The 15606-nt window shown below is 62.1% G+C and carries 18 protein-coding genes and 2 pseudogenes; 3 read left to right on the top strand and 17 right to left on the bottom strand.

Features of this window, described 5'->3' with window-relative positions; translation table 11 throughout:
- Positions 1-40 precede the first annotated feature (40 nt).
- Both NKH33_RS17875 and NKH33_RS17870 read right to left on the bottom strand, forming a co-directional pair.
- Entirely contained in the window at positions 41-700 is a 660-nt protein-coding gene (locus tag NKH33_RS17875; protein WP_352920814.1) for a ThuA domain-containing protein, read from the bottom strand.
- An 11-nt stretch (positions 701-711) separates the two neighbouring features.
- The gene (locus tag NKH33_RS17870) at positions 712-1809 is read right to left on the bottom strand and encodes a Gfo/Idh/MocA family protein (RefSeq protein ID WP_352920812.1); all 1098 of its coding nucleotides are present in this window, start codon (positions 1807-1809) and stop codon (positions 712-714) included.
- A 265-nt stretch (positions 1810-2074) separates the two neighbouring features.
- Between NKH33_RS17870 and NKH33_RS17865 the strand changes: the two genes are divergently transcribed.
- Positions 2075-2983, top strand: coding sequence for a dihydrodipicolinate synthase family protein (locus NKH33_RS17865; RefSeq protein WP_352920810.1), 909 nt, complete (start codon positions 2075-2077; stop codon positions 2981-2983).
- Here NKH33_RS17865 and NKH33_RS17860 read toward each other — a convergent pair whose 3' ends face one another.
- The 6 genes and pseudogenes from NKH33_RS17860 to NKH33_RS17835 all read right to left on the bottom strand — a co-directional run bounded on the left by NKH33_RS17860 (position 2984) and on the right by NKH33_RS17835 (position 5459).
- A complete protein-coding gene (locus tag NKH33_RS17860) occupies positions 2984-3364 on the bottom strand; it encodes a DUF1801 domain-containing protein (protein WP_352612052.1) in 381 nt (126 codons plus the stop codon).
- 109 nt (positions 3365-3473) lie between these two features.
- Positions 3474-3942: pseudogene (locus NKH33_RS17855) on the bottom strand (DUF1801 domain-containing protein).
- Between the two features lie 4 nt (positions 3943-3946).
- Positions 3947-4177 (bottom strand): hypothetical protein, encoded by a 231-nt coding sequence (locus tag NKH33_RS17850; protein ID WP_352612050.1) that lies wholly within the window; start codon positions 4175-4177, stop codon positions 3947-3949.
- 87 nt (positions 4178-4264) lie between these two features.
- The gene (locus NKH33_RS17845) at positions 4265-4657 is read right to left on the bottom strand and encodes a VOC family protein (protein WP_352502145.1); all 393 of its coding nucleotides are present in this window, start codon (positions 4655-4657) and stop codon (positions 4265-4267) included.
- A 71-nt stretch (positions 4658-4728) separates the two neighbouring features.
- Complete coding sequence (locus NKH33_RS17840) at positions 4729-5139, bottom strand: SRPBCC family protein (protein WP_352473443.1); 411 nt, start codon at positions 5137-5139, stop codon at positions 4729-4731.
- Complete coding sequence (locus NKH33_RS17835) at positions 5136-5459, bottom strand: ArsR/SmtB family transcription factor (RefSeq protein WP_023716560.1); 324 nt, start codon at positions 5457-5459, stop codon at positions 5136-5138. Before NKH33_RS17835 ends, NKH33_RS17840 begins: the two co-directional genes overlap by 4 nt.
- 192 nt (positions 5460-5651) lie before the next feature.
- Between NKH33_RS17835 and NKH33_RS17830 the strand changes: the two are divergent.
- Together NKH33_RS17830 and NKH33_RS17825 are read left to right on the top strand one after the other, a co-directional pair.
- Positions 5652-5893: pseudogene (locus NKH33_RS17830) on the top strand (type II toxin-antitoxin system Phd/YefM family antitoxin).
- Positions 5890-6318 (top strand): type II toxin-antitoxin system VapC family toxin, encoded by a 429-nt coding sequence (locus NKH33_RS17825; RefSeq protein WP_352920808.1) that lies wholly within the window; start codon positions 5890-5892, stop codon positions 6316-6318. Before NKH33_RS17830 ends, NKH33_RS17825 begins: the two are co-directional and overlap by 4 nt.
- Before the next feature lie 169 nt (positions 6319-6487).
- On the opposite strand, the gene NKH33_RS17815 is transcribed toward NKH33_RS17825, so the two are convergent.
- From NKH33_RS17815 to NKH33_RS17775, 9 genes are all read right to left on the bottom strand, one after another.
- Positions 6488-7858: an RNA polymerase sigma factor gene (locus tag NKH33_RS17815; RefSeq protein ID WP_352920806.1), complete on the bottom strand. Its 1371-nt coding sequence runs from the start codon at positions 7856-7858 to the stop codon at positions 6488-6490.
- 55 nt (positions 7859-7913) lie between these two features.
- Positions 7914-8345, bottom strand: a complete 432-nt coding sequence (locus tag NKH33_RS17810; protein ID WP_352920804.1) for a YciI family protein — start codon at positions 8343-8345, stop codon at positions 7914-7916.
- A 204-nt stretch (positions 8346-8549) separates the two neighbouring features.
- A complete protein-coding gene (locus NKH33_RS17805; protein WP_023676185.1) occupies positions 8550-9332 on the bottom strand; it encodes an ABC transporter ATP-binding protein in 783 nt (260 codons plus the stop codon).
- A gap of 10 nt (positions 9333-9342) precedes the next feature.
- The gene (locus NKH33_RS17800) at positions 9343-10140 is read right to left on the bottom strand and encodes an ABC transporter permease (RefSeq protein WP_352920832.1); all 798 of its coding nucleotides are present in this window, start codon (positions 10138-10140) and stop codon (positions 9343-9345) included.
- Between the two features lie 97 nt (positions 10141-10237).
- Positions 10238-11239, bottom strand: coding sequence for an ABC transporter substrate-binding protein (locus NKH33_RS17795; RefSeq protein WP_502896457.1), 1002 nt, complete (start codon positions 11237-11239; stop codon positions 10238-10240).
- A 226-nt stretch (positions 11240-11465) separates the two neighbouring features.
- Entirely contained in the window at positions 11466-12197 is a 732-nt protein-coding gene (gene hutC / locus NKH33_RS17790) for a histidine utilization transcriptional repressor HutC (RefSeq protein WP_352502138.1), read from the bottom strand.
- A gap of 31 nt (positions 12198-12228) precedes the next feature.
- Positions 12229-13251 (bottom strand): zinc-dependent alcohol dehydrogenase, encoded by a 1023-nt coding sequence (locus tag NKH33_RS17785; protein WP_352920830.1) that lies wholly within the window; start codon positions 13249-13251, stop codon positions 12229-12231.
- A gap of 15 nt (positions 13252-13266) precedes the next feature.
- Positions 13267-14589 carry a histidinol dehydrogenase gene (hisD, locus tag NKH33_RS17780; RefSeq protein WP_352502137.1) on the bottom strand — a complete coding sequence of 441 codons (1323 nt, stop codon included), beginning with the start codon at positions 14587-14589 and terminating at the stop codon, positions 13267-13269.
- A gap of 79 nt (positions 14590-14668) precedes the next feature.
- Positions 14669-15442 (bottom strand): SDR family NAD(P)-dependent oxidoreductase, encoded by a 774-nt coding sequence (locus NKH33_RS17775; RefSeq protein ID WP_352451001.1) that lies wholly within the window; start codon positions 15440-15442, stop codon positions 14669-14671.
- Positions 15443-15606 lie beyond the last annotated feature (164 nt).

Genomic DNA, 15606 nt, shown 5'->3' with positions numbered 1-15606 from the left:
ATGAGAGATTACAACGGTACGTGGCGTTCAGATTGAACGGCTATGCAAGGTCCGAGTTTCGGCTGGCCCAAATCGCGCCGCGTTCGAACATCGTGCGCATTTGCGGCACGGCGAACTCGTCGGCGGTGTGGCCGAGCGCGCTGTAGAAGACGCGGCCCTTGCCGTAGCGGCGCTTCCAGACGACCGGCATGACGACGCCGGCGATGAAATCGAGATGCTCGCCGGTGAAAGTAGTCGTCGCCAGCACCTCGTTGGTCGGATCGACATGCATGTAATACTGCTCTGAACGGTAGGCGAAGCCGTCGATGCCCTGCATGACCGGATCGTCTGGCCTGGTGATATCGACGTGATAGTCGATGATGTTGCCGGGATGGGCGACCCACTGGCCGCCGGTCATGAACTGGTATTCCGGCTCGTTGCGGAAGCTGTCGCACATCGTGCCGTGAAAGCCCGCAAGGCCGGTGCCGGCCCCGACGGCGCTGGTCAGGTTTTGCAGTTCCGGCTTTTCGATCGTCGACATGGTGATCACCGGGACAATGAGATCGAGCATGCCCAGCTGCGGATCGGCAAGCGCCGAAGTCCCCTGCTCCAGCTGCACGTCGAAGCCGTTGCCGGCCAGCATCTCCTTGACGATTTCGGCGCTTCGAGCCGGGGTGTGACCTTCCCAGCCGCCCCAGAAAATCAGTGCCGTCTTGCTCATCGCATTGTTCCCTATTCCAGAATTCCGAAAGGCAGATCGGCGCGCATCGGCGCCGGCCGGGCGCAGCCATATCGGAGATCGATACGCTGCCCTACGTCTGCTGAAGAGATGATCGATTCCATGATTTTCAGGACATGGAGGGAAAGGTCGAGACTGGCGCGGTGTTGCCTGCCCGAGACGATCGCCTGCGCCATGTCGGCAAGGCCGAGGCCCCGGTAATTGCCGTCGCCATAGGAATGGATCTGATCGGCCACCGTCCAGTCGCCCTTGCGCTGGCTGGTCCTGATGTCGCCCTGGAACTGGTTGGGATCGGAGACGATCATCGAGCCCGTGGTTCCGTAAAGTTCGATGTGATTGTGTTCATGCTTCCAGACGTCGAAGCTGGTGGTGATCGAGACCGCGGCGCCATTCTCGAATGCGAGCAGGCCGGAAATATGGGTCGGCACCTCGACCCGGATGGTCTCGCCCTGGCGCGGTCCAGAACCGATGGTGCGGGTGGCGTAGGATGACTTCGCCTGCCCGGTCACGGATTTTACCGGACCCAGGAGATTGACCAGGCAGGTCAGGTAGTACGGTCCCATGTCGAGCATCGGCCCGCCGCCGGGCTGATAGTAGAAATCCGGATTGGGATGCCAGAGCTCGTGGCCGGGCACCTGCATGAAGGCAGAGCCGGCGCCAATGGTCCCGACCGTATCCTTATCGACCAGCCGCCGCGCCGTTTGGTGGGAGCCGCCAAGAAAGGTGTCGGGTGCACAGCCGACGCGCACGCCCTTTTCGCGCGCGGCCGCGACCAGCCGCTCGGCGTCGCTGAGCGTCGTTGCCAGCGGCTTCTCGGAATAGACGTGCTTGCGTTGCCCGACAGCCTGCAGGCCGACCGGCACATGATGCTGCGGCGTCGTCAGGTTGAGCACGATCTCGACGCGCGGATCGGCCAACAGCGCGTCGACCGGCATGGCAGCCAGGCCGTAGGTCGCTGCCTTGGCCTCGGCCGCCGTCCGGTTGACGTCGGCGACGCCGACAATGTCGAGCACCGGGAATTGTGGCGATGCCTTCAGATAGGCATCCGAAATGTTGCCGCAGCCGATAACGCCGACGCCGATGCTGCGCATGGGCTTCTCCTCAAAAGGCGGCATTGATGAAACAGCAGAACTCGTTTGTCACCCCCCTTTCGGCCGGACGAGGTTGTCCCGTGACAAGGATATACCTCGAGAGCCTCAGAACCGCCGCCCGATCACAATCGCGCGCCTATGCGCGAGCGGCTTGATTTCGAGGTCGAACGGCCGGTACTCAGCAACACTGCTTCATGTAGCTTGCTCGACATTTCTGATGCCGGCTTTGAGCACAGCACAGATTTTCACCCGTAGAAGGACGCACATGATCCGCCCACAAGGAACCATCGCACCGATCCTGACGCCGTTCGAAAACGACGGCCGCATTGCCCGCGACCTCTGGATATCACACGCCAAGTGGGTGCTGGATCAGGGAGCGCATTTCCTGTCGCCGTTCGGCACCACGGGCGAGGCGTTGTCCGTCTCGTTGCGCGAGCGCATGCAAGCGCTGGAGTGGCTGGTCGAGGCCGGCATTTCGCCAAGCCATCTGATGCCCGGCACCGGTGTCACAGCACTTGCCGAGACCGTCGAGCTGACGGCGCATGCCGTCGGGCTCGGCTGTGCCGGGGTGATGGTGCTGCCGTCGTTCTTCTATACGGCCGCCGGCGACAACGGACAGGCCCGCTACTATGGCGAGCTGATCGAACGGGTGGCGAACCCGGCGATGAGGATGATCCTCTACCACATCCCGCAGAATTCCGGCGTACCGGTGAGCCCGGCGCTGACCGCCCGCTTGAGCCAAGCGTTTCTGGATGTCGTGGTGGCTTACAAGGACAGCGCCGGCGATTGGAACAACACCGTGGCGGTCATTGCGGCAGCTCCAGGGGTCGCGGTGTTCCCGAGTTCGGAAGCACAGCTGACGAAAGGCCTCGCCAACGGTGCTGCGGGCTGCATCTCGGCGACGGTCAATCTGAATGCCGCAGCGATCCGGGCCCTCTACGACGCAGCGCTGGCGGGAGAGGACATTACTGACGCGGATGCCGCCATCAAGGCGTTCCGCAAAATCATCCAGGACGCCGGCCTCATCTCCGCGATGAAGGCAGTGCTGGCGGTACGGTCCGGCGACAGACGCTGGCTGAACCTGCGCGCGCCGCATGAGAACGCGACGCAAGCCACCGGCGAAGCTTTGCTCGCCGCTCTCGGCCCGCTAGCCGACCATATCGGCCGGAGCTGACTATCGGGCCGTGTTCAGGGCGGCAGCAGCGCGTATCAGCGCCTTGAACGCATTCTCATCTATGTCTTCGCCCTCACGGATATCGATGGCGCGCCTGGTGTTGCCTTCGAGGCTGGAGTTGAACAGGCCTGAAGGATCCTGCAGGGCGGCGCCCTTTGCGAAGGTCACCTTCACGACGTTCTTGTAGGTCTCGCCGGTGCAGATTATTCCGGCGTGCGACCACACCGGAACGCCTCGCCACTTCCACTCCTCGACCACTTCCGGGTCAGCCTGCTTGACGAGAGCGCGGACATGGGAAAGCGTCTTGCCTCGCCAATCGCCCAGCTCACTGATCCTCGCATCTATCAGCTGCGAGGGGGAGCTCTCTGCATTTCCTTCCATAGAGCCACTCTTCATCACCATTGTCGCTTTCCCTAGGGTTGTTGCCGCTCGCCCGTCACATGAATACCGCTAGTCGGCACCGGGTTTGCGGGAATGACTGGCATTCCACTCACATTCGCTCGCCAGGCAACTGGCTGGCTTGCTTTACCCAGTCGGTGAGTTGAGCTTCGTCGAGCTGGTCGTCCTCGCGGATGTCGAGGTAGCGCACGTCCTTGTGCTTGGACTCGCCTGGAGGGAAAGGATGCAGCGACGTGCCGCGGAAGAAAGCCAGCTTGATGTACTTTGTGAAGCAATGGAAGTTGAGGAACCAGCCTTGACCCTCTACGCCATAGAAGGGCGAGTTCCATTTGACGGCCTTGCAGGTTGGGAACGTTGCGCTCGATGAGTGCGTCGAGGCGGCGGCCGACGTCGCGTTTCCAGCCCGGCATGGCCGCGATGTAGGCCTGCACAGGAGCGTCACCATCACCCTTCGGGATCTGCGGGTTGCCGCCTGCGAGGAGGACCGGCTTGGCGGCTGCAGGCTTGGCGGCGGGCTTCTTCGCGACCGCCGCTGACTTGATGGACGTCTTGTTGGCCATGCGGTCACTCCAATGCGCCGGTGCCCCCTGCGTTGCGCCACTTGGGAGCGTAAGGCAGCACGAACATGTACAGTCCGGTAAGCAGGAGCAAGCAGAGTGGAAACAGCGGCAAGAGGTATACCCAGTAGGCGGGTTCCTTGCCTACTCCCAGGCTGATGAAGATGGCGGCGACGACCGCCGCAAAGATGATCGACAGCCAGCGGTGGATCTGCCGAACCCATTTGTTCCAATCCATTGAGACCTCCTCTGAAGACGAACCGAAGCGGATCGGGCAGCCCGTTTGGCGACTCCCGCCGGGCAGCCACGCCACTGAACGCATGCTTTACCAGCGCGCCAGTTGGGTGATTTGAACGAGATTGCCGCAGTTGTCGTTCAGCTGGGCGATGGTCGAGCCGGTTACTTCGGTCGGCGGCATCGTGAACTCGGCGCCGCGCGCTTTGATGCGCTCGTAGTCGCCCTTGACGTTATCGGTGAAGAACATGACCGCGGGCTGGCCCTGCTGGAAAATGGCTTGCTGGTAGGTCTTTGCAGCGGGGTTGTCATTGAGCGCGAGTTGCAGCTCGGCACTGTCCGGCTCGTCGGGTGATGCGACGGTCAGCCAGCGAAACGGCCCATTGCTGAAATCGGCCTTCTTGGTAAAGCCGAGCGTTTCGGTGTAAAAGCCCAGTGCCTTTTCCTGGTCGTCCACGTATACTTTGGCCAACTTGATCTTCATTGGCTTGCCTCCATTATCGCCTCGTGATGTCGCTCTGTAACAGAGCCCTTGCCTGGATAGCCCAGCGGATCTCAGTCCGTCCGCGCCAGAACCTGCTCCAGATCGTCAAAGAACCTCGGCCAGCCGACTTTAGCACCCCGGAAGTAAGGCTGCTGATCCGGCCGGAAGCCCGACTGTTCCATGCGCAAGCGGGCTCCGGTGCTCGTGGGGGTGAGGGTCCAGGAGACGACACTCTTGAGATCCTTGGTATCCCACGTGTAAGTCAGTGTTCTGTTCGGCTCGACCGTCTGCACCTGACATTCGACAGCGCCCCAGTCTGCGTGAAGATTGAAACGGTGGTCCGCGACAGGTTTGAAGTCATTTTTCATGAGCCACTCCTCGATCAAGTGTGGTTGCGTGAGCGCGCGCCAGATCTTCTCGGGCGGATAAGCGATTTCCCGTTCGACAACGACGGAGAGCGTTTCGGTCGACGTTCGGTTCACTGGTCCATCCTTTTGAGCAGGTCTTCGAGGTCGTCGAACCGGCTCTGCCAGAACCCGGTCATCTGGCTTGTCCAGTCGATCAGGGGGGCAAGCGCAGCAAGCTGCGCGCTATAATGGGTCTGTCGCCCTGCATGGCGGTCGCGCACGAGCCCGGCCTGCCTCAAAACGCCGAGATGTTTTGACACGGCCGGTTGCGAAATTCCGGCCTGAGCCGTCAGAGCCCCGACCGTCTGCTCTCCTTCGCGACACAGCCGCTCAAAAATAGCGCGCCGAGTCGGATCGGCAAGCGTTCTGAAGAGTACATCGTGAGCGTTTGGCATTGGGATCGATAACTCTTCGGCTATTGATCGATGTATAACCGCCGGGATATGTGTGAGTCAAGCGGGAAGCGGCATAATTCTCGTTGCAGGTCACCTGCTTCGCTCACGCAGCCAGTTGCTTATTCGCCGTGCTCTGCACTGGAATTGTCACGCGTTATGCGCTACATGACCATCTACATGGTCAGGAGTGACATGGATGCAGTCAATCTGGCGGACGCCAAGGCACATCTGAGTGAGCTCGTCGACCGGGTTGAAGCTGGAGACTCGATCGACATAACCCGGCGTGGCAAGCCGGTCGCCAGGCTCACGGCCGTGGCCCGCCCTCGCAAACGGATCGAGCCGTCCTGCTCCAATCCCTGACCGCAACCATGTCTCTGCAGGCTCAGGCTGCCACCGATCTGGTGCGATCGATGCGAGATGGCGATCGCTATTGACGTCCTATCTCGATACTTCGCTGATCATCGCGGCGCTATCCAACAAAGCCATGACCGCGCGCGTTCAGGGCTGGCTGGCGGAGCAGGACCCAGCGCAACTTGTGATCAGCGGCTGGACCATCACCGAGATGTCCTCCGCCATGGCGATCAAGCTTCGGACCGGACAGATCGACCTGGAGCAACGCGCGGCAGCGCTCGCGATGTTCAATAGGCTTGTCGCTGAGAGCTTCACCGTGCTGCCGGTGACGGGCGGGCATTTTCGGGTCGCCGCGAAATTCGCCGATCAGCATATGCTCGGGCTTCGTGCTGGCGACGCCCTGCACCTCGCGACGGCATCGGAGCATGGCGCCACGGTGTGGACCCTCGACCAGCGGCTCGCCGAGGCAGGACCGATTCTCGGCGTGCCGACGCAGTTGCTGGCATGATCGAGGCCCTCTCCTCCAAAATGAATAAACCGATTGAGGTTCGCCGAGCGGTACGGCCTTTCCACCTATGACGCGATGATCGTCTCCGCGGCGGTTCACGCTGGCTGCGATACACTCTGGTCAGAGGACATGCAGCACGGAATGGCGCTCGACGAAGGCTTGCGCATCGTTAATCCCTTTCGCGTTGCGAGCTGATCACGCTCATTGAAGGGGGCTGGCCGGGAGCGAACTGGCGGCTTTCGATGTTGCCGAGCGGCGCGTCGGGCACGGAGAGCGATGCTGTCAACCACAAGCGTCTGCGCGGGCGAGGAGAAAGGCACGCCTCGCGCACGTTGCGGGTGAGCTTGGCCGCAGCCTCGAATTCGGCGCGGGCCTCGGCCAGCCGGCCGGCCCGAAACAGAAAATCGCCCCTCGCCGCCGGCAATGGCGCATAATTGCGCAAGGCGGCGGCGTCGGCAATCTCGTCTACCAGCCGCAGGCCCGCTTCGGGCCCGAAGGCCATGCTGTGGGCGACCGCTCGATTGAGATCGACCACCGGCGAGCGCATCACTGCACGCAGCCGGTCGTAGAGCGCTGCGATGCGGGGCCAGTCGGTGTCGGCCGGACTGCGCGCCCGCGCGTGACAGGCTGCAAGCGCGGCCTGCAACACATAGGGGCCATCGCCCCCGAGGGCTTCGGCACGGGCCAGCGCGTCAAGGCCTCGGCGGATCAGCAGCTGGTCCCAGCGCGCGCGGTTTTGCTCGGTCAGGGTCAAGAGGGCGCCGTCCGGCCCGATGCGTGCCGGCAGGCGCGATGCCTGGATTTCCATCAGAGCCAGCAGGCCGAACACCTCGGCATCCTCGGCCATCAACCCCGCCAGCATGCGGCCGAGCCGTTGTGCCTCCAGGCACAGGCTCGGCCGGACAAGGTCGTCGCCTGCCGTGGCGGCATAGCCTTCATTGAAGATGAGATAGATGACCTCCAGCACCGAGGACAGACGCGCCGCACGCTCGGCGCCGCGCGGCACCTCGAAGCTGAGCCTGGCCTTTCCGATCGTCCGCTTTGCGCGGACGATGCGCTGGGCGATCGTCACCTCGCTCGACAGGAAAGCACGGGCGATCTCGTCCGTCGTCAGGCCGCCGATGACACGCAGCGTGAGGGCCGCGCGGGCGTCGGCCGAAAGTATGGGGTGGCAGGCTGTGAAGATGAGGCCCAGCAGTTCGTCGCCAAGATCGTTGTTCATGGTCATTTCGTTTCCCTCGGCCGTACCGTCGCACTCGCCGTCCAGCTCCCGCGCGATCTCCTCATGCTTGCGCTCGCGCATCTTGTCGCGACGGATCGCATCGATGGCGCGGTGTTTGGCGACTGTCATCAGCCAAGCGCCAGGATTGGCCGGAACGCCGGTCCTGGACCATTCGGATAGGGCTATGACGAGGGCGTCCTGCACCAGTTCCTCTGCAAGATCGACATTGCGCACGAGGCGGGCCAGGCCCGCGATGAGCCGGGCCCGTTCAATGCGAAAAATCGCCTCGATCGCCTGCTGCGTCTCGCCTGCCGTCATGCTGCCTTATCGGCCAAAGCCATAACGAAGGCAAAGCAGGTTGCGGCCGACAGGTTCAGTTGCCGCTGAGCTTCTCGCGCGTCCGGTCATGGATTTCCGTGACCTCCGGCGTCAGATTCCCATTGCCAATCAGCCATCTCGTACAGCGGCCGGTTTCAATCTCGCTCGGTCCCGGCATGGGATTGGGGCAGCGCTTCACCCAGGCGACCGCCTCGTCCATGTCCTTGACTTCCCAGAGCCAAAAGCCGGCGACCAGTTCGCGGGTCTCGGCGAAAGGCCCGTCGATGACCGTCCGGCGGGGACCATCGAAAGCAACGCGCTTGCCCTGCGAGGAGGGCTTGAGGCCATCGGCGTCGAGCAAGATGCCGGCATTGCGCAGCTCGTCGTTAAACCTGCCCATCGCCTCCATCGCCTCCTTCGCCTCGGGCGTGGGGACAAAGCCCTTTTCGCTGTCCTCGGTAGCCTTCACGAGCACCATCACACGCATCGTCTGTCTCCTTGTTGAGCCGAACTCACCGGCCGGCATCGAAACGACGAACGGAGTTTAGGAAATCGACATTGTCCTGCAAATTTTTTTCGAGGTTGAGGAGAAAGCCGCCGATCGCGGCTCCTCTAGTCAGGAATTGCGATGGCGCGATATCGAGATTGGGCGCAACGCTGGTCGCCGATTGTAAGTAATTGAGTGGCTCGCCTAAACCATTTCGGGACGTTTTGAGGCCTCGCGGATCGCCTTGTGCACGCTGCGCTGCAAATCCATGAAGGCCGGGGTTTCCATGACCTCTTCCCGGCGCGGGCGCTCGATGTCGACATTGAAGGTCTGCATGATGCGTCCTGGGCCGATCCCCATCACGACGATGCGGTCCGAAAGGTAGACGGCTTCTTCCACATCATGGGTGACGAAGAGCACGGTGAGCCTGTGCTCCTCCCAGATCTGCGTCAGGAGTTCCTGCATCTGATGCCTGGTCAAGGCATCGAGCGCGCCAAAGGGCTCGTCCATCAGAAGCATTTTGGGTCGATACGAAAGAGCACGCGCTATGGCCACCCGTTGCTTCATGCCGCCCGAAAGCTCAGACGGATAACGATTGGCGCTGTGCGGGAGCTTGACCAGATCGAGATGCTCGCGTGCTATCCTGCGGCAGGTCGCGCGATCATGACCCGCGGCCTTGAGCGCGAACTCGATGTTCTGCTGCGCCGTCAGCCAGGGAAGCAGGGTGTAGGACTGGAAGACGACGCCGCGGTCGAGGCCCGGCTGCAGGATCGGCGCGCCATCGATGGCAAGATCTCCCGCGTCGAAATCCTGCAGTCCGGCAACGATCGACAGCAGCGTGCTCTTGCCGCAACCCGACGTGCCTACCAGCGAGACGAACTCGTTGTCGGCAAGATCGAGATTGATATCGCGTAGCACTTCCGTGCGCCGCGCGCCCGTGCCGAAGCTCTTGTGGAGACCTTTGATCCCCAATTTGGGCAAACTCATCGGCCCGGCCTCATTGCACGTGGCCCTCCTGCCGGAACAGCACTTTTCCCAGTGCCTTCATGACCTGGTCGGTGATGAGGCCAAGCACGCCCAGCAGCAAGATGTAGCCGATGATGGTGTTTGTCTGGAAATAACGCTGGGACACGGTGATGCGGTAGCCGAGCCCTGATGTCGCCGCGACAAGTTCCGCCAACACCAGCCAGGTCCATGCCCAGCCGAGACTGATGCGCAACGTATCCCAGATGCCTGGCAAGGCGCTGGGAACCACGATGCGCGTCAGGATCCTGCGATCCGGCAGGCCGAGCGTCCTGCCAAGGCCGATGAAATCAGCGGGAACCCGCTTCACATTGTCCATGATCATCAGCACCTGCTGGAAGAAGGTGCCGATGAAGATGATCAGGAACTTCTGGGCATCGCCGGTCCCCGACCACAGGATGGAAAGGGGCACGAAAGCGACCACAGGCATGTAGCGGATGAAATCCACAAGCGGCTCGATCGCCGCTTCCCAAGTCCTGAAGCTGCCGATCAGCACGCCAATCGGAATCGCCAATGCCGAGGCGATGAGGAAGCCAACAGAAATACGGTATATCGAGGTCCTGAGATCCAGCCACAGCGTGCCGTCACCCGAGAGCTTGCCGAGCTGGGTCACCACGCTCCCCGGCGAGGGCAGGAAAATCGGCCTTACCAGCCCCAGCCCCGTTGCCGCCCACCAGGCGAGACCGAGGCCGGCAAAAACCGCCACTGCTATCATCAGGAAGCGCGAGCGTGCGATGGGCGCGCCGATCCCGGAGTTTGGGCGACGGCGCATCGGCTGTTTGATCACCGGCCCCGGCGCTGCGTGAGACGGGCTTGGCTTGGTCGCACGCTGCTCGGACATTTGCGTCACCACCGCGAGCCGGCCCTCGTCATTTCGCGGCCTTGACGAATGACGGGTCGATCATCTGCTCCGGCGTCACGTCCGCCTGAAGCAGCCCGGCGTTCTTGGCGGCTGCCTCGACATCGGCGAATGTCTTGGTGGAAAATTCGCCCGTCAGCGCATCCTTGTTTTCGGCGAGAGTATAGTAACGCACGCCATCAAAGGCGGTGTTGAGGTCTTCGACGCTCGAACCAACCGCCTTGGAGATGATCGCCCGGCCGTCGGGCGTGTCGGCATTGTAAGCCTTCAGGGCCGCATCCCAGGTTTTGATCATTGCAAGCACCTGGCCGGGACGCGACTTGATCACCTCATCGCGCACCACGAACACGTCACTGATCAGGCCGGGATCTTCGCCTGCGGTGAAGAGCAGCTTGACGTCCTTGTTCTGTGCCCTGGCCGCGGTGAGATAGGGCTCATAGGTAACCGCGACCGGGACCTGGCCGGCGATCAACGCACTGCCGGCATCCGCCGCCGGCATTGGAACCGGCTGGACATCGGCGATGGACATGCCGTTCTTGGCGAGCGCGTATTTGAGCAGGATGTCGCTCGTCGTGCCTTCCTCGAAAGCCACCTGTTTGCCCTTGAGGTCGGCGACGGAGGCGATGTCCTTGCCGGCGATCATGGCGTCCGCCGTCATGCTGACGTCGAGCAGAAGCACGATCTTCACCGGCAGGCCGGCCGCAACCATGCCCATAGCCGTGTGGGTCGCGATGTTGGCGGCATCGAGCTGGCCGCTCGCCAGGGCGGCGTTGATGTCCTTGTCCTCGGCGAAGTTCACGATCTGCACGTCAGACAGCCCGTTTGCCTTGAACAGACCCTTGGCTTCGGCGACGTGCCACTGGCCGTAGCCAAGCCATGGCTCGATGCCGATCTTGAATGTTCCTGCCTCAGGCGTCGCCGGAATTGTCGTGTCGGCCGCGTAGACCGCCGGGGCAAACCCGACGGCAGCAGCCATAACGAGTGCCCGAAATTGTCCTGCTAGGTTACGCATCATCTTGTTCCCCTTGATGATCAGGCCGCTTTTTTTGAGCCAACATCCGGCCTGGTGAGAATGCGGGCTTCTGCTCTTGCGGCACCGTGCCTCGGCATCTTAGCTGTCCGTTCAACGAAAGTGCGACGACACTTCAACGTCAGCAACAGCGGATGTCAAGGCTAAATACATACATGCATATACAAGTTAGCCCCCCTCCTTCCGACTCTGATTCGCCTCACTGCGATCAGGTTTTTTTGGATGGAGAATATCGACTGCCAAGCGAGTAGCGGCTGCCAACGTAAGTCAGCTTGCTGATCGTGGCAACGACGGCGCCCGTCCATGTCCGGCGATGCAGAAACAGGCAGCAGCTGCCGACGTCGATGCCCAGATACCGCGCCGTCTCGGCATCGGCAGGGGTCGCCGAGATGATGTGCTCGACCTCCGTCACGGGGGTTTTCTGCATGAGGTAGTCGTAGGTCGCTGTCTTGGAAAAATCCTGCTTGTCATAGTCGGGTATCAGGCCCGGGTTGACGAAGCGCTCTTCCAGTTGCACAGGCAGGTCGTTCTCGAAGTTGACGACGATGGAATGATAGACCGACACGCGCTTTGCAAACTCAAACGAAAGCGCGAGCTCCTTTGTCGGCGTGATCTTTTCGAGGACGATAACCTCGGAGCGATGCCTGTTTCCCCGCGCGACAATTTCCGCCGCGATGTTGTTGATCTCGATCAGTGCGGATTGCGGTCGAGGCGGCGCGATGAATGTGCCGACGCCCTGGAGCCGGATCAGAAAACCCGCAGAGGTCAACTCCCGCAAGGCACGATGGACCGTCATCCGAGACACGCCGAGTGTCGCCACGAATTCATTTTCGGACGGCAGCTTGCGGTCCTTGCTCCATCGCCCCGTTCCGATATTCGTCAGGATGTAGTCCTTGACCTTCTCGTAAAGAGGGCTGGCGGTGTCGGGCAAAGTGATCATTACAAAAATCCTTTCCGGCAAGGTTCGGAAATCACACGCGCCCGGCAGACCGCATCCGGATGATTGTTTTCAAGCCATCGCCCTGTCCCGCCAACAACCGCTTATAGGCTGCGGGAACATCATCCAGGCCGATCTCCCGGTCGATCAGTTCGACCATGGGCTCGGTCAATTCGCCGAGCATCCGGATGGCGTCGGGAAGCTCATCGGCAAAGGCGTGGCATCCCAGCAATGCGATTTCGCGTTCAACCAGGATGTTGGGATCGATATCGAGGCGGCCGTGGAATATGCCGACCATCGCAACGGTGCCGCCGGCGTCGAGAACGCTGAGCAACTGGCCGAGTGCTGCGATGCTGCCGGTCGCTTCGACGGCAGCGAGCAAGGGGGCATCCGCGGTGGCGGCGGCGATGGCGTTCCAGTTCAAATCGACGATGCTGGCGCCGGTGACCCGCGCCACGCGGGCGCAGCGGCCCTGATTGCGGTCGGCGACGAGCACGGTACCTGCGAATGTCCGGGAAAGCAGCAGTGCGGCAAGCCCGCCAATGGTCCCGCAGCCGACGACAAGAACGGAACCGGCCGTTTTCGGCAGACGCCGCACTGCGTGCAACGCTACAGCCAGCGGCTCGGCCATCGCCGCGACCCGTTCGTCAAGCACGGCATCGACGATGTGCAGGAGGCGTGCGGGCAGGACCGCCTGTTCGGCAAATCCGCCGTCGCATATCTCGCCGACAAAGCCCAGCGACGTGCAAAGATGCCGCTTGCCTGCATGGCATTGCGCGCATTCTCCGCACCAGAAACGGGAATCGGCGACCACTCGGTCGCCAACACCGACGGTATCCACGCCCTCGCCGATGGCAATCACCGTGCCTGTCAGCTCATGGCCGGCCGTGGAAGGCGATCGGCTTATCCATTGGCCCGTGCGGAAGTTGTGGAGATCGGAACCGCAAATGCCTGCGGCATCGACCCTCAGCTTCACCCAGCCTGGCTCGGGAGCGCCTGGCGCGGCGATATCCTCGACGCGCAGGTCGCCGGGTCCATGGAGCCGCGCCGCCCTCATCGTCATCGTTTCCGCTCAGCCGGCGAGATAGCGATCGCGGATCTCCGAAACCGCGTTCTCATGCGAGCTGAATCCTTCGTAGCGGGCGAGCCTGCGGGCATGCAGGGCGAGTTCCGGATAGGCCGCCGAGGTCACATAGCCGACCGACGATCTCTTGACGAAATCCGTCACGGAAAGCGGTCCAAAGGTTCGCGCCCACCGGCTGGTCGGCAGCACCGCATTGGGTCCCAGGACGAAGTTGGCGAGGGTCACCGGCGTATGCGGACCCATGAGGATCTCGGCAGCTTCCGTGATACGTCCGAGATGCGCAAATGGCTCCGCTGACAGAATCTCGAGGTGCTCCGGCGCATAGTCGTTGATGAACCGGTAGCTGTCCTCCAGCGACTCGGTCAGCACGATGCCGCCGCGCTTCCCAGTCAGCACCGCGCGCGAGAACTCCACACGCTGTTCGCTCATCCGGGACCAATGTTCCGGTATCGCAATCAATGCGGCTTCGGCGACCTTGCGGCTGTGCGTCACCAGGTAGGCCGAGGAATCCGGCCCGTGCTCGGCCTCGATCAACAGGTCAAGAGCAGCCAGGCCGCCGTCGACGCTGTGATCGGCAAAAATGATCGCTTCGGAAGGACCGGCGGGGAGACCTGTGTTGATGATCGGGGACAACACGCTCTTTGCCGCCACCACCCAGGGGCTCCCCGGCCCGACGATCTTGACGGCAGGCTTCACGGTCTCGGTCCCATAGGCGACGGCGGCGACCGCATGGGCGCCGCCGCACTTGTACACGGTCTCCACGCCGGCGATGCGGGCAGCAACCAGCGTCGCGGCGTCGACGGAACCATCCGAAGTCGCAGGCGTCACGATCGCGATCTGGGGAACCCCGGCAATCACCGCCGGAACCGAAGTCATCATCGTCACCGAGGGAAAGGCGCCTTTGCCGCGCGGAACATAAAGCGCAACGGAAGCAATCGGTGTGTATCGGTCGCCCGCATAGGCGCCCGGCCGAACTTCCTTGAGCCACATCGTTTCCGGGCGCTGCTCCTCGTGGAAATGCCGAATGTTCTCAATGCCGAACCGGATACTCTCCACGACGTCCTTTTCGACCTTGTCGAATGCCGCGTCGAACTCCGCTTCCGAAACTTTCAGTCCACCGTCGGCAACATCGGCTTTGTCGAGTTCGCGTGCAAACCGGAGCAGTGCCGCGTCACCTTCATCCTTGACGGCCTGGATGATTGGACGGACCTTTTCGATGAAGGAAGACAGATCTCCTTCGGCGCGTTTCAGTAAACTGGCCCGCTGATCGACACTGAGGGATGACAGGCGGTGGAAGCTGACGTCAGACATGGCGGCTCCTTTTCTTAGACGCAATTACGATTAGCGCTTGTCGATCACTTCTGGGACACGTCTCCGGCCCCTGAAGCCTTCAAATCGATGCGAGAAAGCCTCCATCCACGGGAATGGACTGGCCGGTTATGTAGGCTGCCGCATCCGAAGCGAGGAACACCGCGATTCCGTGCAGGTCCGAGAGATCACCAAAACGGCGCTGCGGAATCTTGGCGAGCATCGATTGCTGCCATGCCTCGTTGCTGTAGAACACGTCTGTCATCGCTGTTCTGAAATAGCCAGGCGCAATGGCGTTGACCCGGATCCCGAGATCGGCCCACTCTGCAGCAAGCGCCCGCGTCATGCCGAGGAGGCCTGATTTCGACGAGCCGTACGGCACCGCCGTGGGAACCCCAACCTCGGAGGTCAGCGAGCAGAGATTGATAATGACGCCGGGCCGTCCGGCGTCTCTCATCTGCCGCGCGGCGGCTTGGGCGCAGAAGAAGGCGCCTTTGAGATTCGTATCGACAATCCGGTCCCACAAGGCCTCGTCGACATCGAGTGAAGGCCGGACCTCTTCCACCCCCGCATTGTTGACGAGAATATCGAGACCTCCGAGCAGGCTGCCGGCCTCGGCTGTCGCAGCCCGGCAGCGGTCGACATCGGTGACATCCAGGGCGATGGCATGCGCGACCCCGCCGGCGGTGCGGATGGCGGCCATCGTCTTCTCGAGCGAGGCCACGCTGCGCGCTGTGACCGCGACGTCGGCGCCGGCCGCGCTGAGCGCCTCGGCGATGCTGCGCCCGATGCCACGGCTTGCGCCGGTTACAAGCGCCTTCCTGCCTGACAGATCGAAGAGAGATGCGTTGCGCATGTCATCGTCCTTGGTAATGTCGCGCTTGGACCGATCGCGTCGAGACTATCCGAATGCAGCTTATCTATACAAGCATGTACATCATGGCCGTAGTGCGCCATGCGGAACTCTGCTTGTCAGAGCGGCAGCGCATTGGCCGACATCGGACCGGTCTACGCGGTTCG

This window comes from Mesorhizobium sp. M1182 (assembly GCF_040318335.1).
Classification (GTDB): Bacteria; Pseudomonadota; Alphaproteobacteria; order Rhizobiales; family Rhizobiaceae; genus Mesorhizobium.
This window is presented reverse-complemented; position numbering and strand designations above follow the sequence as displayed.